The sequence below is a fragment of the Micromonospora sp. NPDC005215 genome (assembly GCF_040607915.1).
In the GTDB taxonomy this organism is placed as follows: domain Bacteria; phylum Actinomycetota; class Actinomycetes; order Mycobacteriales; family Micromonosporaceae; genus Micromonospora.
Genome location: NZ_JBEXHQ010000024.1, coordinates 26,782 through 50,479, shown reverse-complemented (window position 1 = coordinate 50,479; position 23,698 = coordinate 26,782). Strand labels below are relative to the sequence as shown.

Genomic DNA, 23,698 nt, shown 5'->3' with positions numbered 1-23,698 from the left:
GACATGACCACTACCACTCGCATCGAACGACACCACTACGACGTCGTCGTCATCGGGGCCGGCGGCGCCGGTCTGCGCGCGGCGATCGAGGCCCGGCTCGCCGGCAAGAAGACCGCGATCATCTCCAAGTCGCTCTTCGGCAAGGCGCACACGGTGATGGCCGAGGGCGGCGCGGCAGCCGCCATGGGCAACGTGAACAGCCGGGACAACTGGCAGGTGCACTTCCGCGACACCATGCGCGGCGGGAAGTTCCTCAACAACTTCCGGATGGCCGAGCTGCACGCGAAGGAGTCGCCGCAGCGGATCTGGGAGTTGGAGACGTACGGCGCGCTCTTCGACCGCACCAAGGACGGCAAGATCTCGCAGCGCAACTTCGGCGGCCACGAGTACCCGCGCCTGGCGCACGTCGGCGACCGGACCGGCCTGGAGCTGATCCGCACCCTCCAGCAGAAGATCGTCTCGCTTCAGCAGGAGGACCAGCGGGAGTTCGGCTCGTACGACGCCCGGATCAAGGTGTTCTCCGAGACCACCATCACCGAGCTGCTGCTCGACGGTGACCGGGTCGCCGGCGCGTTCGGCTACTACCGCGAGTCGGGCGAGTTCATCCTCTTCGAGGCGCCGGCCGTCGTGCTGGCCACCGGCGGTGTCGGGCGGTCCTACAAGGTCACCTCGAACTCCTGGGAGTACACCGGGGACGGGCACGCGTTGGCGCTGCGCGCCGGGGCGACGCTGATCAACATGGAGTTCCTCCAGTTCCACCCGACCGGCATGGTCTGGCCGCCCTCGGTGAAGGGCATCCTGGTCACCGAGTCGGTGCGTGGTGACGGTGGCGTCCTGAAGAACTCCGAAGGCAAGCGGTTCATGTTCGACTACGTCCCCGACGTCTTCCGCAAGCAGTACGCGGAGACCGAGGAGGAGGCGGACCGCTGGTACACCGACCCGGACAACAACCGGCGTCCGCCGGAGCTGCTGCCCCGTGACGAGGTGGCCCGCGCGATCAACAGCGAGGTCAAGGCCGGTCGGGGCTCCCCCGCCGGTGGCGTCTTCCTGGACATCGCGAGCCGGCGTTCGGCCGACGAGATCCGCCGGCGACTGCCGTCGATGTACCACCAGTTCAAGGAGCTGGCCGACGTCGACATCACCGCCGAGCCGATGGAGGTCGGGCCGACCTGCCACTACGTGATGGGCGGCGTGGAGGTGGACCCGGACTCGGGTGCCGCCTTCGGCCACGTACGCGGACTGTTCGCCGCCGGTGAGGTCTCCGGCGGTATGCACGGCTCCAACCGGCTGGGCGGCAACTCCCTGTCCGACCTGCTGGTCTTCGGCAAGCGGGCGGGCGGGCACGCGGCCAGCTACGCCGACGGGCTCGCCGCCCGACCGAAGGTGGCAGTGGACGCGGTAGAGGCCGCCGTGGAGACCGCCCTGGCCCCGCTCCAACGGGACACCGGCGAGAGCCCGTACACCCTCCAGCAGGACCTCCAGGCGGTCATGGGGGACCTGGTCGGCATCATCCGCCGGGAGGGCGAGCTGGCCGACGCGTTGAGCAGGCTGGCCGAGCTGCGCGAGCGGGTCGCCAAGGTGAGCGCGTTCGGCGGCCGGCGCTACAACCCGGGCTGGCACCTCGCCCTGGACCTGCGCAACATGCTTGTGGTCTCGGAGTGCACCGCGAAGGCGGCGCTGGAGCGGCAGGAGTCGCGCGGCGGGCACACCCGGGAGGACTATCCGGCGATGGAGCCGAAGTGGCGGCAGGTCAACCTGGTCTGCTCGCTGGACGGCGACAGCGTACGGCTCACCCGTAAGCCACTGCCGAAGATGCGGCCGGAGCTGATCGGTCTCTTCGACCGTGCGGAGCTTTCCAAGTACCTCACCGACGAGGAGCTGGCCGACTTCGACGCCCTCCTCGCCGACGCTGGAGAGGCGGACAACCGATGAGCGCGAAGCGTCAGTTCCGGATCTGGCGGGGCGACGAGACCGGCGGAGACCTGCAGGACTACATGGTGGAGGTGAACGAGGGCGAGGTGGTCCTGGACGTCATCCACCGTCTCCAGGCCACCGACGCGCCCGACCTGGCCTGCCGGTGGAACTGCAAGGCCGGCAAGTGCGGCTCCTGCTCCATGGAGATCAACGGCAAGCCGCGGCTGGGCTGCATGACCCGGATGTCGACCTTCGGCGACGAGGAGACCGTGACGGTCACCCCGCTGCGGACCTTCCCGGTCATCCGGGACCTGGTCACCGACGTCTCGTTCAACTACGAGAAGGCCCGGGAGACCCCGGCGTTCGCCCCACCGGCGGACGTGGCCCCGGGCGACTACCGGATGCAGCAGGTCGACGTCGAGCGCTCGCAGGAGTTCCGCAAGTGCATCGAGTGCTTCCTGTGCCAGACGGTCTGCCACGTGATCCGTGACCACGACGAGAACAAGCAGGCGTTCTCCGGCCCCCGGTACTTCATCCGGGCGGCCGAGTTGGACATGCACCCGCTGGACAGCCGGACGGACCGCAAGGAGTACGCGCAGGCCGAACAGGGCCTTGGTTTCTGCAACATCACCAAGTGCTGCACCGAGGTCTGCCCCGAGCACATCAAGATCACTGACAACGGGATCATCCCCATGAAGGAACGGGTCGTCGACCGCAGGTACGATCCCCTTGTGTGGCTTGGTAGCAAGATCTTCCGTCGGGGCGAGACTCCCCAGACCAGCGTGACCACCGCCCGTCAGGGCTCGACGACGTCGGGCTCGGCCCAGGGTGGGTTGCACTCGCACGCGGGTGGTTCCCACGACCCGCGGGCCGAGGCACAGGCGCAGAGTGGCGTGAACTGGGACCGGGAGGTGCCCCACCCGACCGCTCCGGCGGTGGACGACCGGGGCAGGCTGCCGCTGACCGAGCTCACGTTCGACCGGGCCGCCGCGCCGTCGCCGTTCGGTGACGACGTGACCTTCCCGCTGCCTCCGGAGCACCTCAACTTCGCGCACCCGGACCAGGACAAGCAGCACTAGACACCGCGACGAAGGCGGGGGCCGTGGCGATCGCCACGGCCCCCGCCCCCTTTCCCCCACCCCTTTCCCCCACCCCTTTCCCCCACCCAGCCCGCCGTCCCTGCTCCGATGATCAAGAGGTTTGCGTCACGACACGCCGCGCCGCATGACGCAAAGCTCTTGATCACCGGAGATCGGGCGGGGGCAGGGCAGGGTGGGGTGGGGTGGGGTGGGGTGGGGTTAGGGGGTTTTCAGGAGGGGGCGGAGGGCGGCCACGATGGGGGCGTCGGCGGGGAGCCAGGTGACCGAGTCCAGTTCGTCCGCCGCGAGCCAGCGCAGCGCGGAGTGCTCCAGCGCCTGCGGCAGGTCGCCGCCGAGCAGGCGGGCCGCGTACACCTTGAGCACCGAACGGCCGTGCGCCATCCGTACGTTGCGGCCGACCCGATCGCCGATCTCGACGCGTACGGCCAACTCCTCGGCGCACTCTCGGACCAGCGCGTCGGTCTCAGCCTCCCCCGGCTCGACCTTCCCGCCGGGAAACTCCCACATTCCGGCCACCTCGGGCGGGGCGGCACGCGCACAGGCCAGCACCCGCCCGTCCCGGATGATCGCCGCACCGACGACCACCTTCAGGTCCCGTCGTTCGGTCTGCCCGCCGCCATTCGCCCGTTCGGTCCGCACGGGCGTCCAGGGTGCCAGATCAATCGGCGGTTTGGGTACCGTAGCCGTCCGCTAGGCCAACAGAACACGGAAGTGTGGGCGTGGACACCCCTTCCGAGCGGCGACAGACTAGGGGACACCGACAAGACACGGGATGGCGACGATTTGGCCACGAGCCGACAACGGCGCTTGGGAGGTGCGGTGATGCGCGTGCTGTTCAGCAGCAGGGCCAAGCAGGACTACCTCTCCGACGCGTTGACCTTGCTAGCTGGTTGGACGCGCGAAGGCGAGCAGATCCGGCGGACGCTCGCGATCGACGATACCCAACACGCCGCCCTGACTGAACGGGTCAAGGTCGTCGCCGACGCGCTGCACCTGCGCCCCGAGATCAGCCGCCTGCCCGACCGCACCCAGATCCGGGTCGGGCACGGCAACGGCGAGCCGTTGACCGAGGGTGAGGTCCTGTTGGCCGCCCGCATCGAGGACGCGTACCGAGCGGTCACCGAGTCCTGAGCCCGCACTGAAATTCTTGTGAAGACCTGAGGTTTTCCTGCCGTCGGCGACGGTGCCGCGAACGACGGCGGTGACTACTTCGCCGCCGACAAGGCCTGGTGGTACATCACCCTGCTCACCATCGGCTACCTGGTGAGCCGGGGTCTGGCCAAGGCCGGCAGCCGCAGCACGGACCACGACCCGCGCAGCGACCACTGACGCATCGCCGAAGCCCCGCGCCTGCCCGCCTTCAGTGGGGGTGCGGGGCTTTCGCATGTGGCCAGGTAACTCGGGCTCACCGGTCGGCTGCGGCGTCCTGCGGGTACCAGCGCAGCTCCACCGAATTGCCGTCCGGGTCGCGGACGTAGATCGAGGTCGCCGAACCGCGGGCACCGAACCGGTCGACCGGCCCGGTCAGCACTGTGAAGACCCCCGACTCGATCACCTGCGCCCAGTCCAGCGGTGCCACCACCAGGCAGAAGTGGTCGACGTTCGTGCCCTGCCGCTCGCCTCGAACGAGGTCGATGATGCACTCGGGACCGACCCGCACCGACGGAAACGGCACCGCGCCGGCCCGCCACTCGTCGACCCGGACCGGTGACAGCCCGAGCCGGCCGCAGTAGAAGTCCAGGGCGCGCTCCACGTCGGCGACGGTCAACACCAGGTGGTCGAAGCCGGTTACCCGCACCGCGCTCACTTCGCATCCAGGTCGGCCGCCGCGCGCAGCCAGTCGGTGAACAGCGCCGGGTCGATGTCCGCGACACTGCGCAGCTTCACCGCCGCCATCGCCCGCGCACCGGGTGTCAGCCGCCCGGACGCGTCGACGATCTCCTGCCCGCGCCACAGCCCGAAGGTGACGTACGACCCGTACGCCTTGACCAGGCAGACCGGCCGCTCGCCGGGTCGGGCGCCCAGACCCCAGACCGGGTGGCCGTGCCACATCGCGCCGGTCGCCCCGGGCAGGGCCGCCGCGATGATCGGCGTCAGCTTCTCGCCGATCTCCCGCAGTGGGCCGGCCAGGCCGGCCAGGTAGTCGTCAATGCTCATGTCTCAGCCCTTCACTCGGTGCTCCCTGCCGCGTTCACGATCCCGGGACGGGGCACACCGACCAAGACCTGATGCCGCTACGATCGTTGCCCACAGGTCAACGGTGGGAGCGATGTGCTGGAGCGGTACGAGGTCGAGACGTTCCTGACGCTCGCGGAGGAACTGCACTTCGGCCGGACCGCCGAGCGGCTGGCCGTCAGCACCGGTCGGGTCAGCCACATCGTGAAGAAGTTGGAGCGCCAGGTCGGCGCGCCGCTGTTCGCCCGCACCAGCCGGGTCGTCCGGCTCACCCCGATCGGCCGGCAACTCGCCGACGAGCTGGCCCCACTCGTTGCCGGAATGGACGAGGCCGTGCGCCGCGCGGTGGACGCCGGCCGAGGCGTCATCGGGACGCTACGGGTGGCGTTCCTCGGCGAGTGGACGGCGCCCGTGCTGCTCCGGGCCGTGGCCCTGTTCGGCGAACGGCACCCCGACTGCCGGGTGGAGGTGCACGAGGCACAGCTGTCCAACACCCGGTCCGGGCTGCTCGACGGCTCGACGGATGTGTTGATCGCCTCGTTCCCGTTCGACGGCATGGCCACCGGCACGGCGCTGCTCTCCGAGGATCGGGCGCTGGCGGTGGCGGCGGATCACCCGCTCGCCCGAGAACGTTCGGTGTCGCTGGAGGTGCTCGCCGACCACCCGGTGGTGCAGTACCCGACCGTGACCTCGGTGGAGTTCAAGCGGGACCGCACTCCGGAGCGCACCCCGGCCGGCCGACCGGTTCCCAAGGGACCCGCCGGGAACACCTTCTCCGAGATGTTGTCCCTTGTCGCACTGGGCCGAGGCGTACTGCCGGTGGGCGAGCACACGCGGCGTTACTACCCACGCCCCGACGTGGCGTACGTGCCAATCCACGACGCGCCGCCAATCGAACGAGGGCCGGTCTGGCTACCCAGCAACAGCACCACCCGGGTACGCGAGTTCGTCCGCGCCGCGACCGACGCGAACGCCCGATGAGGCACGGGGAGTTCCGCCACCACTGCCACACCGTCACCGCTGCCACCGCGTCCCTGGCCGACGCCCGCGCCAGACCGGTTGGCACCACGAGCCTGTCGGCCACGGCGACGGCAAATCCGTGGTCCTCGCCCGCGCGGCACGCTGGCATCGGCTTTCTAGCCTTGGACGTATGGCGAACATCGCGTATGACCGCAAAGAGCAGGTCCAGCAGATCGAGAGTGGCCTCCTCGACGGTGAGCAGATCATCGCCGTCTACGACGCGGTCGGCACCGGCACCGGGTTCATCGGGCTGACGGACCGTCGCGTGATCATCCAGGACCGCTCCTTCGTCGGGAAGCGGTTTGCGATCACCAGCATCCCGTACTCGAAGATCACCAGCGTGAGTGTGGTCAGCAACAAGTCCTGGGGTGGCTCGTTCTTCTCCACCAGAGCGATCGCCATCCACGTGGGGACGCACACCTACGAGGTGGAGTTCCGTGGCGCGCAGAAGAGCCACCACGTGCACAACGTGATCCTGCACCACATCTCCTGACCGCCCGACCGCCGCGGCCCGGCTGGCATATATGCCTTGCCGGGCCGCGGCCGTGTCTGGTCTCCTCGGTCCACAGCCGCGCGAAGGGAGCAGCCACCATGCCCGCCACGACGAAGTCCCCCCGACCGAACGTCATCCGACCTGAGGAATCGAGACTTCGTGAGCAGTTCAGCTCCCCTGACCACGGCGCGGCTGCGCGCCACTGACACCAACCCCGGAGGCCGCTGATGTCGGTCTTCGACGATCCCGGCCTCTTCGGCCGGCTGTGGGCCGCCGGCTACGACGGCCCGGGCAACCCCGACCCGGCGCCGGCGGTGGACTTCCTGGCCGATCTGGCCGACGGGGGTCCGGTTCTCGAACTGGCGATCGGCACCGGCCGGGTCGCACTGCCACTGGCCGAGCGCGGTCTCACCGTGCACGGTGTCGAGGCGTCCGAGGAGATGCTGGCGCAGTTGCGGGCCAAGCCCGGCGGCGACCAGATCCCGGTGGTCGTCGCCGACATGGCGGACGTACCGGTGTCCGGTGAGTTCCGGCTCGCGTACCTGGTCTTCAACACGCTGTTCAACCTGGTCGACGCCGAGCGGCAGGCGGACTGTTTCCGCAACGTCGCCCGGGTGCTGTCGCCCGGCGGGGCGTTCGTCATCGAGACGTTCGTGCCCGACCCACGCGACTTCGACGCCGACGAGCAGGTGCAGGTCCGTGCCGTCACCGAGGACTCCGCGACGATCCGGCTGCACAGGTACGACCGGCCGGCGCAGCGGTTCATCCGGCAGACGATCACCTTCGACGCCGAGGGTGTGCACCTGAAGCCGTTCGCCATGCGGTACGCCTGGCCCCACCAGATCGACGAGATGGCGCAACAGGCAGGGCTTCGGCTCACCGAGCGGTACGCGGACTGGCACCGGCGACCGTTCGACGCGGCCAGCAGGGCGCACATCTCCGTCTACCGGGCGGAGTAGCGGCGGTTGATCGGCTCCGGTTCCAGCAGGTCAGGGGCACCTACACCCCGCCGTCAAGGAACCGGAGCCGATCTCGTGCGGAACCCTCACGAGGATCAGCCGAGCGGATCGGGAAGTGGCCCCTCTCCCCTCATCGCCTTCTCCACCAACTCGACGCGCTGCCGGTGCAGGACATGGCCGTTCAGCGGTCTGCCCGGCACATTGATGCAGCGCTGGCCGGGCACCGCGTCGCAGGCCGGACATCGAAGGAACAGACCACCGGCCGGCACCAGTTCGACGCCCTGAGCCAGCGCCGCTCTGCCAATCTTGACGAGCGCCCGGTAGAGATCGTCATCCTGATGCCGTGTCGCGGCGGCAGCCACGTCATGCATCCCTTCCCAGAACTGCTCGACGGCCCTCGGCTCGTTGATATCGACGCGCACGGTCACAGATCCCCGCCCGCGGAACCGGCAAACCTTCGGCCGGCGCGGCGCCTGCCGCCCTGCTCCATCGACGCTGACTACGCTCTGGGCGGATTCTGCTGATGGCAGCGTTTGTTGATGCGCGGGGTCCGCGCCGGGTCAGCTGTCCCCATGCGACACGACACCGCACGTTTTCCGCGCTCCTCGCCGTACTGGCCGGTGGTCAGTCACCCACAGCTGCGGCGTGTCCTGCCCGGGCTCGCCGTCTCCGCGTTGGGCGACGGCATGGCCGTGGTCGCGGTGCCGTGGCTGGCCATCCAACTCGCCCCGCACGATCAGCGCAACACCTGGTTCGCCGTGGCCATGGCGGCGTACACCCTGCCCAGCGCGGCCGGGACTGTCGTCTTCGGCCGGTTGCTGCGCGGGCGCGGCGGCGCCCAGCTCGCCGGGTGGGACGCGATCCTGCGGGCCTCCGCACTCGCGGCGATCCCCCTGGCCCACCTCGCCGGTGTGCTCACCATCGGGCTGTACGTGGTCCTGCTGGCCGCGTCGGCGCTTCTGCACTCGTGGGGTTCGGCCGGCCGGTTCACCCTGATCGCCGAACTGCTGCCGCAACGACACCACCTGCCCGCCAACGCGGTGCTCGGCACCATCGCCGGGTTCGCCACCATCGTCGGCCCGCCACTGGCGGGCATTCTGATCAGCTGGGCGGGGCCGGTGTGGGTCATCGCCATAGACGCCGCCACCTTCGCCGCGCTGGCCCTCACGTACCGCCTCGCCCTTCCCACCAGCGGCGGACCCGCACGGTCCGAGGGCAGCGCTTCGCGAACGGCCGGCTTCGCGGTCATCCGCCGCGACCCGGCCCTGCTGGGCCTGCTGGTGCTGAGTCTCGGGTTCTTCTTCCTCTTCGGCCCGGTGTACGTGGCGATGCCGATCCACGTCAAAGACGACCTGCACGCCTCCGCGACGCTGCTCGGCGCCTACTACGCCGCGTTCGGCGTCGGCGGTCTCGCCGGAGGTCTGGCCGCCGGTTACCTGCGCCGCTGGCCACTGCGGGTCACCACCATCGGCATCGTCGTCGGGTTCGGGATCACCATGCTGCCGCTCGGCCTGGGCGTACCCGTCGGCGTGTCGTTGCCGGCGTTCGCCCTGGCGGGCCTGATCTGGGCGCCGTACATGTCCACGTCGATGGCGCTGTTCCAGCGCAGCACGTCGACCGAGCAACTCCCGGCGGTGCTCGCCGCGAACGGTGCCGTCCTCGTGCTGGCGGTGCCCCTGGGCACCATGCTGGGTGGGCCACTGGTGGGTGCCATCGGCCCCCGCCCGACGCTGCTGCTCTGCGCCGTGGCGATCGTGGCCCTCGGCCTGGTCGCCGGGGGGTTCGCGATCTCTCGTCGGAGCGTGCGAACCCCCGGCGATCCGGCCGTCACCGAGGTCAGTGCCCGTCGCTGATCTGGACGTCGTCCGGTGCCGGCCGGCCGCGCCCGGTCTCCACAAGCGCCTTGAGGCTCAGCAGGAACGTCGCCCACTTGGTGCTGCACTGGTGCATCAGGTCGGTCGGTTCGCGCCAGCCCTCGTGCGTGAACTGGACGATGGTGAAATCGCCGCGCTGGTCGAGCCGCCAGTTGATCTCGGTGCCAATCCATTCCGTCGGGCCGTCGGCGACCCGCCACCGCACCCGGCCGGTCGGGTCCAGCTGAAGGATCTCCAGGTCGAATCCGGGGTCGTCGCCGAACCGGACGGCCAACCGGCCGCCGACCTCGCTCTTGCCGGTCGTGTCGACCGACCACCAGCCGGCAACACCCTCGGGAGTTGCCACCGCTCGGTAGACGTCGTCGAGCGGAGCGACGACGCCGACCTGATGCAGAATGTTGACCATTGTCATTCCCCTTCGTCGTGGTGGCGGTTGTGCTCGATCGCCTCGGCGATCCGCTTGATCCGGCGGAGCCGGGCGTCCCAGGTGGAGCCCACCGCCGACAACTGCGCGACGGCGCGGGCGAGCTGCGCCTCGTCGACCTGGTAATGACGCTCGCGACCGGCCGACTCGGCGTGGATCAGCCCGACCCGGTCCAGGACGGCCAGGTGCTTCGAGACGGCCTGCCGGGTGACGGGTAGCCGCCTGCTCAGCGACGTCGCGGTGCCCGGCCCGTCGGAGAGCAGAAGATCGATCATCGTACGACGGGTGGGGTCACCGATCGCCGACCACAGCTCGTCGTCGACAGCGGTGCTCATGGCGTGGCGACCAGCCGTGCGACGTACCCGCCCAGCCTGGGCAGGTAGTGGTCCCAACCGTTCTCGTGGTCCTGGTACTGCGCCTCCAGGACGGCGATCTCCCAGCCCATCTCGCGGAACCCGGTCTCGGTCATCCGGATCTGCGTCCCCGTGCCGCTGGGGATCAGGTCGAAGGTGACGAGCAGCGCCGGCCCACTCCGGCCCGGCTCGGTGAAACACCACCGGAAGGAGAATCGCTTCGGCGGGTCGACCTCGACGACGGCCAGCGCGACGGTCGTCGTCTCGCCGGTGTCGGCGTTGCGCCACACCAGTTCGCCGGGTGCGCCCGCAACCGACTCGAACCGCGCGTCGTCGGGCCACCACTCCCGCATGTGCTCGGGCTGACTGACCACCTCGAAGACCACCTCGGGTGACGCGTCGACGTGGATGTCGCGTTCGATCGTTCCCTGCTCCATGTGCCCCAACCTTTCGCAACCTTTGGTTGCACTCAACCTACGACAGCCCTCGCCCTCGCGCAACCTTTCGTTGCATGTTGCGGTCCTGTCGTACCCGGGGCGCACAATGCCCTGCATGTCTGAGCCATCGCCGCACCGGCACCACGCCATCGACTACCTCGAGTTCACGGTGACCAACCTCGCCGAGGCCAAGCGCTTCTACACCGACGCGTTCGGCTGGCAGTTCAACGACTACGGCCCCGGGTACGCGGGCATCCGCAGCCCGCACGGCGACTCCGCCCCCGAGGTCGGCGGCCTCCGCCTGGACCAGGACGTCCCGGCGGGCGGCCCGCTGGTGCTGCTCTACTCAACCGACCTGGACCGGTCCGTGCAGGCCGTGAAGGAGGCCGGCGGCCAGGTGATGAAGGGGCCCTACGAGTTCCCCGGTGGCCGCCGGTTCCACTTCACCGACCCCAGCGGCAACGAGCTGGGCGTCTGGGCCGAGCGCTGATCGCATGCACACGTTGGTGGTAGCCGTGCATCCCGAGCCCGGGTCCCGCACGCCTCTCAAACGACTCTGAGGTCGCTGGCGAGGTGGGTGATCGTCGTCGGCGCGTCCGGGTCGCGGGCCACCTGTGCGACCACGTCCCGGGCCGCCGGCCGGTGCCGTACCTCGGCGGGCGCGATGCTGTCGGCCCGCACCAGGACCCGGGCCGCGTTGGCGGGGTCGTCGACCAGTAGGTAGGCGCGGGCCGCGTCGAGCAGGTGCGCGGCGCGGTGTTCGGCGGGCAACCACCGCCAGCCTTCCCGCCTGGTCGCCACCTCGTGCAGCGCCACCGCATCGCGTCCGTTGCCCAGGTCGACAGCAGCGGCGACCCGGGCCAGCTCGACTGCCGTCGGTCCGAAGGCGGTCCGGTGGTAGTCGTGTCCGTCGCCCACCCGAGCAGCCGTCTCGGCAGCCTCGTCCAGCAGCTCGGCGGCGGCCCGGTCGTCGCCGGACCTTGCCGCCATCAACGCCGCCTGGATCAACAGCGACCCACACAGCGACAGCTCCTCCCGCGCGCTCTCAGCACAATCATCAGGAGCGATCCGGTACGCAGCGGCAAGCAACACCGACCGTGCCCGCTTCGATGCCCGCAGCACCTGGCCGAGCTGCACCGCCGCGGCGGCCACGAGCACCCGGTCACCGGTCGCGGCGGCCATCGCCCGGTCGGCGGCCAACCAACCAAGGCTCACCTCATCCAGCTTCATCAGCACCGACGCCGTCACCCGGTACGCCTCCACCAACGCCGTCCGGCCAGCCTCCGGATCCTGGACATGCGCACGCTGGACATCAACCAACAGCCTCGGCAACAGGTCGACCACCTGCGGATACCGCGCATGCTGAAAGCTGGTCCAGGCATGCCCCACCTGCTGCGCGAGACGATCAGCCGGCATGACGTCGGGGCACGCCGTCGAAGGGCCAAGCGCCATCGCGTACGTCGACAGCGCGGTCCGAATCCGTACGATGCCCTCGGTCCGCCCGGCCCCGTCGGCTGGTTGAGCAGCACGCCCGAGCAACGCTGCGGCGTCAACCCGCAGGACGGCGGCGATGTCCCGGATCGTCGACACCCGCTCCAGCGACCGGACTCCGCGCTCGACCTTGTCCACCCAACTCTTCGACTTCCCGAGCCGGTCAGCGAAGGTCTGCTGCGACAGCCTCCGCCGGACACGCAGGTAGGCGACCCGCCGCCCGATTGGCAGGTGGTCACCGCTCACGGCTCCACCGCCGATCCGGCACCGCCCGAGTCGTGTCCTCGACCGGTATCCGCTCCGCCTCGGCCTGAGCGAGGAGGCGTTCCTTCGCCGCCTCCCGCTCGGCCGCCTCCACCTGCTCACCCTGGCTGGACCCTGGATCACGCTGCGTACCGCCCACCTGCACCCCTCCGCTCAGTGGCGCGGGCGGTGTGCTCCGAAAGGATCACGACCGCCGCGCCGGACTCAGGGCGCGCGGCGGCTGCCGTACGAAGCAGCCCGCACCCCTGTAATGGGGACGCTACGGACAGCACAGGCGATGACCGGAACATCTACGCACCACTACCGCTGCTACTGGACGGTCAGGCTCATTCGTTCGCAGAGGCCCCGCAACTCCGGTGAGGTAACCCTCTTGCGCAGCAGCGCCCGCGCGGTCTCCCGCGCCGCCGCTGACGAACGGGCATGTTGCGGACCGACCCGCTCGGCGGTGAGCATCATCCGCACCGCATCCCGATCCCGACCCACCGCCTCGGCGGCCCGGCCCATGTCGAGCCAGAAATACACCTGCCGCACCGCTGGCAGCCCCGCCAGCTCGACACCCGCAGCCGTCTCCAACGCCGCTTCCGGGCGGCCGGTGTCGAGTTGGAAAGCCATCCGCCACAGCGCCACATTCCGTGGCCCCCAGGCGAGATCCCAGCTCTCCGTCTCACCGGTACACGTGGCGATCCGCGCGGCCTCGGTGAGATGCCCCTCGGCGCTTGCGTAGTCGCGCAGGCCGGCGAGATGAAGCGCCCGCGCCAAGTGTAGGAAGCCGAGTACGTCCAAAGCGCCATCCATCGCGCTGCCCGCCAGGTCGGCGGCGGCCACATCGCAGAGCATTCGCGCCGACCCGAAAGCCCCGGAGTACGCGGACACCCGGGCGCGATTGGCAGCCGCAACCCCGGCGGCCACCGGATCGTCGAGCAGACCCGCCGCCTCGGCGCAGCGCTCCGCAGCCAGCCACGCGTGAGCAGGAAAGCTGACGTTCAGGAGCGAACCCATCGCCACGCCATATACCGGCACCATCTCGGCGAGCGCTGCACGCCGATCGGTGAGACTGTGCATCGCCGGCACCAGATCGACCAGTCGGCGCAGGGCACCCGCATAGTCACACCGCCCGTACAAGCCACGCACGAGAGCCGCCTCACGCTGCACCTGCTCGGTAGATGCCGCGCTGTCGGCACGCCCATTCATCGGCGTGTCCATCATGATTCGCCACACCCGCTCCGCATCGATGCGAGCAGCATCGAGCTGCCGGTCGGCCGGCGTGTACGCCTGCCCGGTCAGATCGGCCACCGAGCATTCGAGAGCGGCGGCCAGGTCCACCGCCATGTACCGGTCGGTGCGCTGCTGCCCGCGCTCGATCCGGGACCAGGAAGTGTGCGAGATACCGGCGCGGCTGGCCGCATATCGCACGCTCCAGCCACGCAATTCGCGGCGAACACGAATGCGGTCACCGATCGACGGATCGTCAGGTATCGGGCGGCGAGGCATCAGCGGCACTCCCGGGTGGTGAACTGCTGGCACTTTGGACGGTACACCGAAGAAACATCCTCCCAGTGACCGCGCGACTACACCTGGATGGGCCGCCGACAATCTCCGCTCCCCCCGATCGACCTGCCGCACCTACGCGACATCCCCCGGCCAGCTCAGCGATGTCCCCACCATCTGGCGCGCCAAGTTCGTCTGGTTGCCACGCAACTGGCCGACGCTCCCCCAGGCGCCCTGAGGGGGCCGTGCGTGGAGAGCCCTCCGCCGAAGATCACCTGCTCCGGCAGAGTGATGCCATGACCGGAAGAGGATTGACCGTCGACGGCTCGATCGCGCGCGAAGGTGCGTTGAGTCGGGTCCCACCGGAATTCGCCGGTGTTGTCGACGCGGCGCGTACCCGGATAGTCGAGGCTTTCGGCGGGGGCCGACTGCACAGCGCCTACCTCTACGGCAGCATTCCGCATGGCACCGCCGTACCCGGAGTTTCCGATCTTGATCTGTTGCTCGCTCTGCACGCCGAGCCGACGGAGGCCGACCGCCTGAATGCCACGCGGATCGAGCAAGCCCTCGACAAGTCCTTCGACGAGATCGATGGCGTGGGCATCCTGCTGTACAGCGCCCGCACCCTGCTCAGCGAGCTTGAACGCCACGATCTCGGCTTCTTCGTCGCGTGCCTGTGCACTCCCCTGCTGGGCGACGACCTCGCCGACCAACTCCCCGGCTACCGGCCCACTCCCCTGCTCGCCCGCGAGACAAACGGCGACCTGTCAATCGCGCTTCCAGACTGGCGAAGGCAAGCGGCCGAGGCGATCACCGACAACCAACGTAAGGGCCTCTGTCGGCTCGTCGCTCGTCGCATCGTCAGGACGGGATTTACTCTGATCATGCCTCGATGGGGAGGCTGGACAAGCGACCTCATCGAGTCCGCAGAGGCGTTCGGTCTCTACTATCCGGAACGCGCCGAGCAGATGCGCGCAGCTGCCATGAGCGGGCGCGCGCCCTCGGCGGATCCGGGTGTACTACACCACCTCATCGACGACCTGGGGCCATGGCTCGCGGTGGAGTACGCAGCCGTGCATGGTGAAAAGGCGGCTCGTCCCTGACCGGGTGGTCACCTGCGCTGTACGCGCAGCACACCGGTCAGCATCGGCAGGGTGAACTCGCCCTGCGCGGTCTCGGGCCGGGTCCGAAGGAAGGCGCGGATCCGGCCGAGGGCGGCGTCGCGCTCCTCTTCTGCCATGACCAGCATCCCCGCCCGGGTCGCGAGTGTCGCGACGAGGGAGTCGGCGGTCCGGCGCTGTCCGTGCGGAAACTCGACCTGCTCCGATGCGCCGAACCGGCCGTCCAGGCCGGTGCTCGCAACGAGCAGATCCGCCGTCGCCGCGCGCCAACTGCTCAGCGTGTCACGGGGGCCGATGGCCGCACTTCCGCTGACCCGTTCGAGTGCGGAAACCCAGTCGATCCGGTCGTCCATGACGTTCCACAGCCCAGCCAGAATGCCGCCAGGCGCGAGGATCCTGGCAATTTCCTCCCCCGCGACGGTCATGTCGAACCAGTGCAGGGCGTTGCCAGCCAGGACGGCATCGAGGGACGCGTCCGGCAGCGGAATCGACTCGGCGCTACCGGGCAGGGCACGGACAGCCGGCAGCGCGCGGCGTAGCTCGGTGAGCATCGCCGGGTCGGGTTCGACGGCGACAACGTCCGCACCCAGCTCGACCAGCGTGGCGGACAGTTTGCCGGTGCCGGCACCAAGGTCGAGCACCCGTGGGCCGGGCGCAGACTCAAGCGCCCAACGCACCGCCGCCGGCGCGTAATCCGGGCGGTGCTCGGCGTACGCGGTCGCCGCCGCGCCGAAGGATGATCTGAGCCGGCGGTCTTCCATGCGGTCACCGTAGCGCCGCGCCACTCCCGTGTGAACCGACCACGACGCTCGTTCCTTACCGGGAGTTGTCGGCGCCGAGCGTCGTTGTCCCCTGTCCCTCCTTCTCGCCGAGGGGCCGGTAGCTGTGCACGTCGGGGTCCGGGTCTCCGGCGATCCCCAGGTCCTTACGCATCAGCTCACGAAGGGCGGCATTAGCGGCCCAGAGGTTGTTGCGCGCGTTGATGTAACGATCGCTCGACACATCGGCCTCATGACTGAGGACCTCGCACACACCCTCCAGGCATCGCGCGGCGGTGACCACTTCGTGCATGAGTTTCCGCGAGCCGATCAGCGAGATGCTTTGACGCAGACGCCAGACTCCTGATGCGTCGAGGGCTTCCAGTAGTGCGTGAGATCGCTCGACCGGAGAGAATTCGCTGCGGAACGCGACGGACCGCATATCGGAATGGGCTTTGCTGAGAGCAGCCAGAAAGTCGACGTAAACCTGTTGCCGTGCTTGCAGTAGGCGACTCTTCTCCTCGCGTCGCCAACGAAGATGATCTGCCAGGAACACTGACATGAGTCCGACCATGGCACCTACGATCGTGCCCAAAATCGTCGACCATTCCATTCGCTCACGATAGGCCGCCAGCACAAGCAGAGAGCGCACCGTCTGCTGTGGAGGCGATGGTGCGTCTGGACCGAGTGCCCGGTCGGCGGCGCGAGCTGTGGCAGGGGATCTCGCGCGCCAGTGGCAGACACTGCGCGGATGGTCACGTCGGTTATCGTCGGGCCGTGGTGGATCCGGTTCCCCTGGCGTCGGGGCGAGACGCCGACGTCTTCGCCATCGACGATCGACGTGTCCTTCGCCGCTATCGCAAGGGTGGAGACGTGGCCGCTGAGGCGGCAGTCATGGCGTACGTGGGGAGTCTGGGTTTTCCGGTACCCGCTGTCTACGAGGCGCGCGGGACCGATCTCGTCATGGAGCGCCTGGACGGGCGCACCATGCTGTCGGCGCTCATCGCCGGTGAGCTCGATGCCCTAGCGGCGGCCGACTGTCTGGCGGATCTGCATCGCCGACTCCACGCGTTGCCACCCCGGCTCGGCGAACGCGACGGCGACGGCGACGGCGACGGCGACGGCGACCGGATCCTGCACCTCGACCTGCACCCGGACAACGTCATGCTGACGTCACGGGGGCCGGTCCTCATTGACTGGCGCAACGCCACCGAGGGACCGGCAGACCTCGATGTCGCGCTGTCCGCGGTGATCCTCGCCCAGGTGGCTGTCGATCGTGAGCATCCCCTGGCGCCGCCGGCCGCAACGCTGTTGGATGCCTTCCTGGACCGCGTCGGCGGCGGCCTGCTGACCGTCTGGACCGCGCCCTGGCGGCACGCCGGAACGATCCGGCACTCACCACAGGTGAGCGGGATCAGCTCGACGCCGCTGCCGTCCTCATCGCCGGTCACTGGTAAGGCCCCAGCGGGGTTGGCCGGCGTGGTCGACGCCGTCGGCGACGGCGCGGACCCGGGCCGGGCCGGGTCGGGTCGGGTCGGGTCGGGTCGGGTCGGGTCGGGTCGGGTCGGTCAGCGTGTCTGGCTGTTCATGGCCGCCGCCGGGCGGCCCACCGGCACCGCCGCCGAGTTCACCGTCGTACCCGCCGCGCACCGAGCGGTGGAAACCGGTGCGGTCGGCAAGGTACTTGTGGACGTCACGCCCTGACGGTCAGTTGGCCGCCGCGGATCCGCAGCACCGAACGCGAGTCCGCTCCTCCGCATCGAGCCTTCCGAGCAACGGACCGCACCACCTGATCACTCAACGCGACAGGGCACGTTCGCCTCAGCTGACAGCGCCGTCCCTGTCCACCTCGACACCGCTGCGCAGCAGTCCAACGAGCCGCTGGGCGTGTGCCGCGTCGGTGCCGCTGAGAGCGGCACCGCTGGCGATGGCGAGCAGATCAGTCACGGTGAGGTCGGGCCGCACGGCGTCGACGTCCTGCGCCCGGCGCAGCAGCTTGGTCGCGGTGGAGCGCATCGACTCATGCCACTTGTCGAACATCCGGGTCCGGTGGGCGCCGGGGCCTTCGGTGGCGGCAAGGGCGAGCGCGCGTTTCGTCGCGACGTGGACGACGAATGCGTCCAGCCAGGTGAAGAGCGCGTCTGCCGGCGACGGGTCGCCGAGCAGGTCGACGCCCTGGCGGCACAGTGCCGCCACTTCGTCGGCATAGACGGCGACGAGCAGGTCACCCCGGGTCGGGAAGTGCCGGTAGAGGGTTGCGTTGCCGACGCCCGCCTTTCGCGCCACCTCGTCGAGGACGACCTCAGACCCGGACCTGTCGACGAGTTCCCGCGCTGCGGCGAGCAGCCGCTCGACGTTGCGTGCGGCGTCCGCCCTGCGCCCACGCCCAGAAATCGTCGGATTGTCCGCGTTCAACGCCATCCAGCGCTCCAAGTCTTGCCAATCGGGGAGTTCCCCGCTTAATGTACCAAGCCTAACCGGGGAACTCCCCGATTGGAGCCAGTGGAGGATGCGATGACACTGACCGCCAAGGACCGCGCGGCGATCACGGACCTGATCAACCGGCACGGCCACCTGACCGACAGCGGCGAGTTCGACCGGATGCAGGAACTGTTTACCGCCGACGCGGCCTATGACGTCACGGACCTTGGCGGCGGCGTGCTCACCGGGCTCGCGACGCTGAAGGACGCCGCGCTTGCCCTGGGTGAGGGGAACCCCGTCGCTCACCACGTCACCAACATCGTGCTCACCGGAGTAGCCGACGACCGCGTCCACGCACTGTCGAAAGGCATCGGCATCCACGCGGACGGCACCGCCGGCAGCGTGACCTATGAGGACACGATCCTGCGCGGCGACGACGGGTGGCGCATCAGCCACCGCACGGTCCGCGCCCGGCGGGTCCCTCTGACGCGCTGACCTCTCCCCCCGACCGGTTCGGCCTGGCCGGGCCGGCGGAGGCTGCTGGCGTTCTACGGTGTTCTGCGCCCTCTGCGTGCGCCCGCAAAACCCTTATCCATGTACCGAAGGAGGCAGCTAGGCTCCGGTCGAGGTATGTCAGAAGGGCCTGGGGGAACGGCAATGATAATTGTGAAGTTCGACGAGAGTCGAGAATGGTACATCCAGGGAGGCGTCTTCGAAGACATCGTCGATTCCGCACCCGCTGGAGTGCTCCACGACGATGATCTGGCCGAGTACCTGTGGCCCGGCCGAGCGATGGGTTGGCTGAATGTGCGCGACATGGAGCCGGATCGAGCGCGGCGCATCATCGCCGCCTTGAGTGCGGGTGTGGTCGGCCAAATGCGGACGGTCGACCAGAGCAACAACAAGCTTGTCGAGTTCTACGAAGGTCTACTGAAGACCGCCGCCGACGCCCGCGGGAGCTTCCCAGCGTGAACAAAGGGGGGGCGAGCCTGAGCCTTGACCGGCTACGCAACGATGACTCTGAGCAGCAGCCGCCGGCACGGCGTGGTCAGCAGTGGCACCCACATCCCACCGCGAGGGGTCTGACGTGGCGTTGACCAAGAAGGGCTCTCGGCTCATCACGGTCGACGACGTCGTCTACAGGTGGCGAGTGCGCGGAAAACCAACCTACGCCCAAGCGCTCGTTGAGCAACCGCTGTCCCTCTCCGTCGAACACGCTTGCTGCAAAGGCACCGTGCTGCTGGTAACCACGCCCCAGGACCACCCGAGCAACTGGTTCGGTGGTCCGTCGATCCCTGTCCTTCCATCCATGGTCGCCGCAGTCATCCGCAAGGCGCTGCATGAGGGATGGCAACCGACCCGACGAGTGAAGGCCTTCCGGACGGCTACGCCCAGCACGTCCCAACAGCCTCGGACTCCCTGACACCCGGGCAACCAACGCGGATCGGTGACCAGCGCTTCCACCGGCCCTGAGCTGCCGGATGGGTGTCCATGCTCGTCCGTCAACGTCCAACCCGACTGTCACCCGGCCGGTCACTCAGCTGGGTTGGGGTCGTCCCCTACCTTGCCACCACGTCAAGCACGCCGAGGCGGTGTCGCCGCTACGGTCGCGCGTCCGACTGCTGCGCTTCGCCGCGCCGTCGCAGTTCGACACGTGTCAGCCAAGCAAGCCCGCCGAGCGATGCAAGCACGATCCAGCCGGCGGGGTTCGTCGGGGCGATCGCCAAGGCGGTGATAGCGCCTACCGCACCGAATGCGCCAAAGAGCCACATCTTGCGGAGCGGCATCTCCCGAGACGGCTGCGGCTCACGCTCAGCAGGCACGTCTGAGCCATCGGCGGTCATGCGCTGATCTTTGCTGTAGCCGTGTGCCTCGTCAAACGCACTCAGGTGCCGAGGCCCGCGCGCCGATAGTGCATGGCCACCGCGCCGTTGCGGAGCGGCTCCGCCGAGAGCAGCTCGAGCTGGCGCGTGCCGGGCAGCCCGCCCTGGTACAGCGTCGGACCGTGGCCGGCGATCCTGGGATGGACGAGCAGCTTGTACTCGTCGATCAGGTCCAGCCGGTCGAGCTCTGTCGCGAGCTTGCCGCTTCCGAGAAGGACCCCGGCCGGGGTCGCGTCCTTGATCTTCTGCACGCCCTCGCGCAGATCGCCGGCGACGTGGTGGCTGTTGGTCCACGGGAAGTCCGTGCGCGTCGACGACACCACGTACTTGGGTTTGGCCTCCAGGTTGACCGCCCACTCGCGCATGGCCGGCGGCGCCTCCACGTCGCCGCGGGCGACGGCCGGCCAGTGGCTCTCCATCATCTCGTAGGTGACGCGACCCCACAGCATTGCCCCACCCTCGTCCATGAGACGGGTGAAGAAGGCGTGCGTCTCGTCGTCGGCGATCCCCTCCTGGTGGTCGACGCAACCGTCCAGGGTGAGGTTGAGGCTGAAGGTGAGGAGTCCCATGGCCGGCGAGTCTAACGCCACCACGGCGTCGTCACGGAGGGCTCGCTGAGCCATCCCGTCGCCCTCGACCCGCCCAGCGTGGGAGCGGGGCACCGCCGGCGCCCGCCGCGTCAAGACGGCCTTGACACTGGGCACCAGGCCGGTGGGCGCCGCCGATGACGCGTGGGGTTGTGCCCCGACGTGCCCCACGGCGACGATACAGCCGTCTGAACTGCGGGAGCAGGCCCGATTCAGACGTTGAACCGGAACTCCACCACGTCGCCGTCCTGCATGACGTACTCCTTGCCCTCGATGCGGACCCGGCCCGCCGCCTTGGCCGCCGCCATCGAACCGTGCTCGACCAGGTCGTGGTAGGAGACCACCTCGGCCTTGATGAAGCCGCGCTGGAAGTCACTGTGGATGACACCCGCGGCCTCCGGCGCGGTGGCGCCGACCGAGACGGTCCAGGCGCGCGCTTCCTTGGGGCCGGCCGTGAGGTACGTCTGGAGGCCGAGCGTGCGGAAGCCGACCCGGACGAGCTGGTTGAGGCCGGGCTCGTTCTGCCCGATCGACTCCAGCAGCTCGCGGGCCTCGTCGTCGGGGAGGTCCACCAGCTCGGATTCGATCTTCGCGTCCATGAAGACGGCCTCGGCGGGGGCGACCAGGGCGCGCAGCTCGTCGAGGAACGCCTCGTTGGCCAGCTCGGCCTCGTCGACGTTGAAGACGTACAGGAAGGGCTTGGTGGTGAGCAGGTGCAGCTCGCGCAGGTGCTCCAGCTCGATCTTGGCGGCGGCGGCCCCGGAGTAGAGGGTGGTGCCGCCGTCGAGGACCTCGATGGCGGCCTTCGCGGCGGCGACCGCGGCGGCCCGGTCCTTGCGGAGCTTGGCTTCCTTCTCCAACCGGGGCAGCGCCTTGTCCAGGGTTTGCAGGTCGGCGAGGATCAGCTCGGTGTTGATCGTCTCGATGTCGTCGGCCGGGGAGATCTTGCCGTCGACGTGCACCACGTTCGGGTCGGAGAAGGCCCGGACCACCTGGCAGATCGCCGAGGCGTCCCGGATGTTGGCCAGGAAGGCGTTGCCCCGGCCCTGCCCCTTCGACGCGCCGCGGACCAGGCCGGCGATGTCGACGAACGACACCGGAGCCGGCAGCACCTTCTGCGAGGAGAAGATCTCGGCCAGCTTGCCCAGCCGCTCGTCAGGGAGCCCGACCACGCCGACGTTGGGCTCGATGGTGGCGAACGGGTAGTTCGCCGCCAGCACGTCGTTCTTGGTCAACGCGTTGAACAGCGTGCTCTTGCCGACGTTGGGCAGGCCGACGATGCCGATGGAGAGACTCACGACCAGCCAGCTTACGCGGGTGCCGACCGGGCCGGCCCACGCGGTCCACGGTGATGCCAAGGAATCGCCCCAGGCACCGGAACTGTCTTCCGTCGGCGTTCCAGGTACGCCTCTGGGCGCGGGTCGAGCGGTTTATGTCGCGACGGGATCCGCAGGCGTTGCTACCGTGCCGAGTTCGATGTCTCGCTGCTGGAGGTGGAATGACCTCGACGTTGCCCGAGCTGTACATCGCCGTCGATGTGGAGGCGGACGGGCCGATCCCCGGGCCGTACAGCATGATCTCGTTGGGCATGGCCGTGGCCGGCCACCCGGACCTGTCCTTCTACACCGAACTGCGCCCCATCTCCGACGACTTCGTGCCGGCGGCACTGGCCGTCTCCGGTCTGGACCGGGGCCGCCTGCTGCGGGAGGCGCCCACCGCACAGGAGGCGATGTCCGCCGCGGCGGCCTGGGTCAACGGGCTGCGCCGGATCGGCCGCCCGGTCTTCCTCGCCGCCCCCGCCGTCTGGGACGGCATGTTCGTGCACTGGTACTTCGTCCGCTTCGTCGGCCACAGCCCGTTCGGTGCCACCGGCTCGGGTGTCGATCTGCGCAGCTACTGGATGGGGGTGACCGGCAGCGAGTGGGTTCAGACCCGCAAGGGCAAGATCAAGCACGAGCTGGGCCTGCACGACGTGCCGCACACGCACCACGCCGGGGAGGACGCCGCCGAACTGGCGCAGGTCTTCGACGCGGTGCTCCGCCGCCGCCGATCCGGTGAGCAGCCGTGACCCGCGCCGGCGCTCATCCGAGCAGGCGCGGGGCGATCACCGCCTCCCGGACGCTGCCGTCCGCGCCCCGGCTGACCTCGTACGCCGAGGCGCCCTCGCGGTCCGCGATCGCCTCGACCAGCCGGGTGCCCCGGTAGACCAGGCCGACCCCGTCGTCGGTGCAGTGGCTGGTCGGCAGCGTCCCGTTGCCGACCAGCTCGTGCATGAGCGGACGCCGCTGCCCCTCGCTGTCGTGACGCCGCTGCCCCTCGCTGTCGTAGTGCACCCCGTTGCCGTACGGCAGCCAGGCCAGGCCGTCGGTGAAGCCGCGCAGCCGAGGGCCGAAGCTGTCGGTGGCGCCGCCGACATGCCAGCAGATCGAGCCCGCGGAAACCCCGGCCAGCACCACGCCGGCCTGCCAGCACTCGCGCAGGATCTCGTCGAGCCCGTGCACCCGCCAGAGCGCTACCAGGTTGGCCACGCTCCCGCCGCCGACCCAGACCACGTCCTGGGCGAGCAGGTGGGCGCGGACGTCCTCGACGTTCGGCATCGGAAACAGCGCGAGGTGCGACAGCCGGAACCGGGTGCCGGCGAACGCGCCGTAGACGGCGGTCAGTGCGGTGGGCTGATCCCCGACGGCCTGCCCGAGGTAGCAGACCCGCGGCTGCGGACCGGCGTCGGCCAGCTCGGCCGCCAACTCGAAGACCGGGCCGGGGCGCAGGTCGGCCGGGCCCCGGTCACCCCGCACGAAACCCATGCTGGTGGCGAGGATGGTCGGTGCGCTGGCGGGCATCGGGCGTCCTTCCGTCTGGGTGCGGCGTCCATCCTGCCGCAGCCGGCCCGCGGCATACCGTCAACCCCGGTGCGGCCAGCCGGCCCACGCGGTCAG

General features: G+C 69.4%; 30 protein-coding genes. 13 read left to right on the top strand and 17 right to left on the bottom strand.

All coding sequences use genetic code 11. The annotated features are described in order from the left end of the window. Window positions 1–3 precede the first annotated feature (3 nt). Window positions 4–1,932, top strand: coding sequence for a fumarate reductase/succinate dehydrogenase flavoprotein subunit (locus ABZU25_RS18995; RefSeq protein ID WP_355030659.1), 1,929 nt, complete (start codon window positions 4–6; stop codon window positions 1,930–1,932). Beyond that, on the top strand, window positions 1,929–2,993 hold the full coding sequence (locus ABZU25_RS18990) for a succinate dehydrogenase/fumarate reductase iron-sulfur subunit (protein ID WP_355030658.1): 1,065 nt from the start codon (window positions 1,929–1,931) through the stop codon (window positions 2,991–2,993). The genes ABZU25_RS18995 and ABZU25_RS18990 overlap by 4 nt, the downstream gene beginning before the upstream one ends. A 219-nt stretch (window positions 2,994–3,212) precedes the next feature. Here ABZU25_RS18990 and ABZU25_RS18985 read toward each other — a convergent pair whose 3' ends face one another. After that, the gene (locus ABZU25_RS18985; protein WP_355030657.1) at window positions 3,213–3,653 is read right to left on the bottom strand and encodes a (deoxy)nucleoside triphosphate pyrophosphohydrolase; all 441 of its coding nucleotides are present in this window, start codon (window positions 3,651–3,653) and stop codon (window positions 3,213–3,215) included. Window positions 3,654–3,836: 183 nt separating this feature from the next. Here ABZU25_RS18985 and ABZU25_RS18980 point away from each other — a divergent pair, with 183 nt between their 5' ends. Then, window positions 3,837–4,145, top strand: a complete 309-nt coding sequence (locus ABZU25_RS18980) for a 4a-hydroxytetrahydrobiopterin dehydratase (RefSeq protein ID WP_355030656.1) — start codon at window positions 3,837–3,839, stop codon at window positions 4,143–4,145. 274 nt (window positions 4,146–4,419) lie between these two features. On the opposite strand, the gene ABZU25_RS18975 is transcribed toward ABZU25_RS18980, so the two are convergent. Both ABZU25_RS18975 and ABZU25_RS18970 read right to left on the bottom strand, forming a co-directional pair. Continuing rightward, a complete protein-coding gene (locus tag ABZU25_RS18975) occupies window positions 4,420–4,821 on the bottom strand; it encodes a VOC family protein (protein WP_355030655.1) in 402 nt (133 codons plus the stop codon). Beyond that, window positions 4,818–5,171 (bottom strand): DUF1801 domain-containing protein, encoded by a 354-nt coding sequence (locus ABZU25_RS18970; RefSeq protein WP_355030654.1) that lies wholly within the window; start codon window positions 5,169–5,171, stop codon window positions 4,818–4,820. The genes ABZU25_RS18975 and ABZU25_RS18970 overlap by 4 nt, the downstream gene beginning before the upstream one ends. 114 nt (window positions 5,172–5,285) lie before the next feature. Here ABZU25_RS18970 and ABZU25_RS18965 point away from each other — a divergent pair, with 114 nt between their 5' ends. From ABZU25_RS18965 to ABZU25_RS18955, 3 genes are all read left to right on the top strand, one after another. Further along, window positions 5,286–6,170 (top strand): LysR family transcriptional regulator, encoded by an 885-nt coding sequence (locus tag ABZU25_RS18965; protein ID WP_355030653.1) that lies wholly within the window; start codon window positions 5,286–5,288, stop codon window positions 6,168–6,170. 169 nt (window positions 6,171–6,339) lie between these two features. After that, a complete protein-coding gene (locus ABZU25_RS18960) occupies window positions 6,340–6,702 on the top strand; it encodes a PH domain-containing protein (RefSeq protein WP_355030652.1) in 363 nt (120 codons plus the stop codon). A gap of 227 nt (window positions 6,703–6,929) precedes the next feature. Next, on the top strand, window positions 6,930–7,661 hold the full coding sequence (locus ABZU25_RS18955; protein WP_355030651.1) for a class I SAM-dependent methyltransferase: 732 nt from the start codon (window positions 6,930–6,932) through the stop codon (window positions 7,659–7,661). Between the two features lie 95 nt (window positions 7,662–7,756). Here the strand turns inward: ABZU25_RS18955 and ABZU25_RS18950 are convergent, their stop codons facing one another. Continuing rightward, the gene (locus ABZU25_RS18950) at window positions 7,757–8,083 is read right to left on the bottom strand and encodes a hypothetical protein (protein ID WP_355030650.1); all 327 of its coding nucleotides are present in this window, start codon (window positions 8,081–8,083) and stop codon (window positions 7,757–7,759) included. Window positions 8,084–8,233: 150 nt separating this feature from the next. Here ABZU25_RS18950 and ABZU25_RS18945 point away from each other — a divergent pair, with 150 nt between their 5' ends. Beyond that, window positions 8,234–9,514: an MFS transporter gene (locus tag ABZU25_RS18945; protein WP_355030649.1), complete on the top strand. Its 1,281-nt coding sequence runs from the start codon at window positions 8,234–8,236 to the stop codon at window positions 9,512–9,514. Here ABZU25_RS18945 and ABZU25_RS18940 read toward each other — a convergent pair. From ABZU25_RS18940 to ABZU25_RS18930, 3 genes are read right to left on the bottom strand one after another with little or no spacing between them, the layout of a single operon-like run. After that, window positions 9,498–9,941 carry an SRPBCC domain-containing protein gene (locus tag ABZU25_RS18940; protein WP_355030648.1) on the bottom strand — a complete coding sequence of 148 codons (444 nt, stop codon included), beginning with the start codon at window positions 9,939–9,941 and terminating at the stop codon, window positions 9,498–9,500. The two genes, ABZU25_RS18945 and ABZU25_RS18940, sit on opposite strands and share 17 nt — an antisense overlap. 2 nt (window positions 9,942–9,943) lie before the next feature. After that, a complete protein-coding gene (locus ABZU25_RS18935) occupies window positions 9,944–10,294 on the bottom strand; it encodes a metalloregulator ArsR/SmtB family transcription factor (protein ID WP_355030647.1) in 351 nt (116 codons plus the stop codon). Continuing rightward, window positions 10,291–10,749 carry an SRPBCC domain-containing protein gene (locus tag ABZU25_RS18930; protein ID WP_355030646.1) on the bottom strand — a complete coding sequence of 153 codons (459 nt, stop codon included), beginning with the start codon at window positions 10,747–10,749 and terminating at the stop codon, window positions 10,291–10,293. Before ABZU25_RS18930 ends, ABZU25_RS18935 begins: the two co-directional genes overlap by 4 nt. 115 nt (window positions 10,750–10,864) lie before the next feature. On the opposite strand from ABZU25_RS18930, the gene ABZU25_RS18925 reads away from it, so the two are divergent. Further along, window positions 10,865–11,239: a VOC family protein gene (locus tag ABZU25_RS18925; protein WP_355030645.1), complete on the top strand. Its 375-nt coding sequence runs from the start codon at window positions 10,865–10,867 to the stop codon at window positions 11,237–11,239. A 56-nt stretch (window positions 11,240–11,295) separates the two neighbouring features. On the opposite strand, the gene ABZU25_RS18920 is transcribed toward ABZU25_RS18925, so the two are convergent. The 3 genes from ABZU25_RS18920 to ABZU25_RS18910 all read right to left on the bottom strand — a co-directional run bounded on the left by ABZU25_RS18920 (window position 11,296) and on the right by ABZU25_RS18910 (window position 13,962). Next, the gene (locus tag ABZU25_RS18920; RefSeq protein WP_355030644.1) at window positions 11,296–12,486 is read right to left on the bottom strand and encodes a helix-turn-helix domain-containing protein; all 1,191 of its coding nucleotides are present in this window, start codon (window positions 12,484–12,486) and stop codon (window positions 11,296–11,298) included. Beyond that, entirely contained in the window at window positions 12,476–12,643 is a 168-nt protein-coding gene (locus ABZU25_RS18915; RefSeq protein WP_355030643.1) for a hypothetical protein, read from the bottom strand. The genes ABZU25_RS18920 and ABZU25_RS18915 overlap by 11 nt, the downstream gene beginning before the upstream one ends. 170 nt (window positions 12,644–12,813) lie before the next feature. Next, entirely contained in the window at window positions 12,814–13,962 is a 1,149-nt protein-coding gene (locus ABZU25_RS18910) for a helix-turn-helix transcriptional regulator (RefSeq protein WP_355030712.1), read from the bottom strand. A gap of 326 nt (window positions 13,963–14,288) precedes the next feature. On the opposite strand from ABZU25_RS18910, the gene ABZU25_RS18905 reads away from it, so the two are divergent. Next, the gene (locus ABZU25_RS18905) at window positions 14,289–15,095 is read left to right on the top strand and encodes a hypothetical protein (RefSeq protein ID WP_355030642.1); all 807 of its coding nucleotides are present in this window, start codon (window positions 14,289–14,291) and stop codon (window positions 15,093–15,095) included. A gap of 8 nt (window positions 15,096–15,103) precedes the next feature. Here ABZU25_RS18905 and ABZU25_RS18900 read toward each other — a convergent pair whose 3' ends face one another. Both ABZU25_RS18900 and ABZU25_RS18895 read right to left on the bottom strand, forming a co-directional pair. Then, the gene (locus ABZU25_RS18900) at window positions 15,104–15,874 is read right to left on the bottom strand and encodes a class I SAM-dependent methyltransferase (protein WP_355030641.1); all 771 of its coding nucleotides are present in this window, start codon (window positions 15,872–15,874) and stop codon (window positions 15,104–15,106) included. Window positions 15,875–15,929: 55 nt separating this feature from the next. Beyond that, window positions 15,930–16,484: a hypothetical protein gene (locus ABZU25_RS18895; RefSeq protein ID WP_355030640.1), complete on the bottom strand. Its 555-nt coding sequence runs from the start codon at window positions 16,482–16,484 to the stop codon at window positions 15,930–15,932. Between the two features lie 164 nt (window positions 16,485–16,648). Between ABZU25_RS18895 and ABZU25_RS18890 the strand changes: the two genes are divergently transcribed. Continuing rightward, window positions 16,649–17,575 (top strand): phosphotransferase, encoded by a 927-nt coding sequence (locus tag ABZU25_RS18890; RefSeq protein ID WP_355030639.1) that lies wholly within the window; start codon window positions 16,649–16,651, stop codon window positions 17,573–17,575. A gap of 117 nt (window positions 17,576–17,692) precedes the next feature. Here the strand turns inward: ABZU25_RS18890 and ABZU25_RS18885 are convergent, their stop codons facing one another. Next, the gene (locus ABZU25_RS18885) at window positions 17,693–18,292 is read right to left on the bottom strand and encodes a TetR/AcrR family transcriptional regulator (RefSeq protein WP_355030638.1); all 600 of its coding nucleotides are present in this window, start codon (window positions 18,290–18,292) and stop codon (window positions 17,693–17,695) included. A gap of 93 nt (window positions 18,293–18,385) precedes the next feature. On the opposite strand from ABZU25_RS18885, the gene ABZU25_RS18880 reads away from it, so the two are divergent. Further along, window positions 18,386–18,787, top strand: a complete 402-nt coding sequence (locus ABZU25_RS18880; protein ID WP_355030637.1) for a nuclear transport factor 2 family protein — start codon at window positions 18,386–18,388, stop codon at window positions 18,785–18,787. 162 nt (window positions 18,788–18,949) lie between these two features. Next, entirely contained in the window at window positions 18,950–19,264 is a 315-nt protein-coding gene (locus ABZU25_RS18875) for a hypothetical protein (RefSeq protein WP_355030636.1), read from the top strand. Window positions 19,265–19,893: 629 nt separating this feature from the next. Here ABZU25_RS18875 and ABZU25_RS18870 read toward each other — a convergent pair. The 3 genes from ABZU25_RS18870 to ychF form a co-directional block, all read right to left on the bottom strand. After that, entirely contained in the window at window positions 19,894–20,136 is a 243-nt protein-coding gene (locus ABZU25_RS18870; protein ID WP_355030635.1) for a hypothetical protein, read from the bottom strand. A 41-nt stretch (window positions 20,137–20,177) separates the two neighbouring features. Continuing rightward, window positions 20,178–20,744 (bottom strand): dihydrofolate reductase family protein, encoded by a 567-nt coding sequence (locus ABZU25_RS18865; RefSeq protein ID WP_355030634.1) that lies wholly within the window; start codon window positions 20,742–20,744, stop codon window positions 20,178–20,180. Window positions 20,745–20,974: 230 nt separating this feature from the next. Next, complete coding sequence (ychF, locus tag ABZU25_RS18860; protein ID WP_355030633.1) at window positions 20,975–22,060, bottom strand: redox-regulated ATPase YchF; 1,086 nt, start codon at window positions 22,058–22,060, stop codon at window positions 20,975–20,977. Between the two features lie 200 nt (window positions 22,061–22,260). On the opposite strand from ychF, the gene ABZU25_RS18855 reads away from it, so the two are divergent. Continuing rightward, window positions 22,261–22,830 carry an exonuclease gene (locus tag ABZU25_RS18855; protein WP_355030632.1) on the top strand — a complete coding sequence of 190 codons (570 nt, stop codon included), beginning with the start codon at window positions 22,261–22,263 and terminating at the stop codon, window positions 22,828–22,830. A 13-nt stretch (window positions 22,831–22,843) separates the two neighbouring features. Here ABZU25_RS18855 and ABZU25_RS18850 read toward each other — a convergent pair whose 3' ends face one another. After that, window positions 22,844–23,602, bottom strand: coding sequence for a peptidase E (locus ABZU25_RS18850; RefSeq protein ID WP_355030631.1), 759 nt, complete (start codon window positions 23,600–23,602; stop codon window positions 22,844–22,846). Window positions 23,603–23,698: the final 96 nt, after the last annotated feature.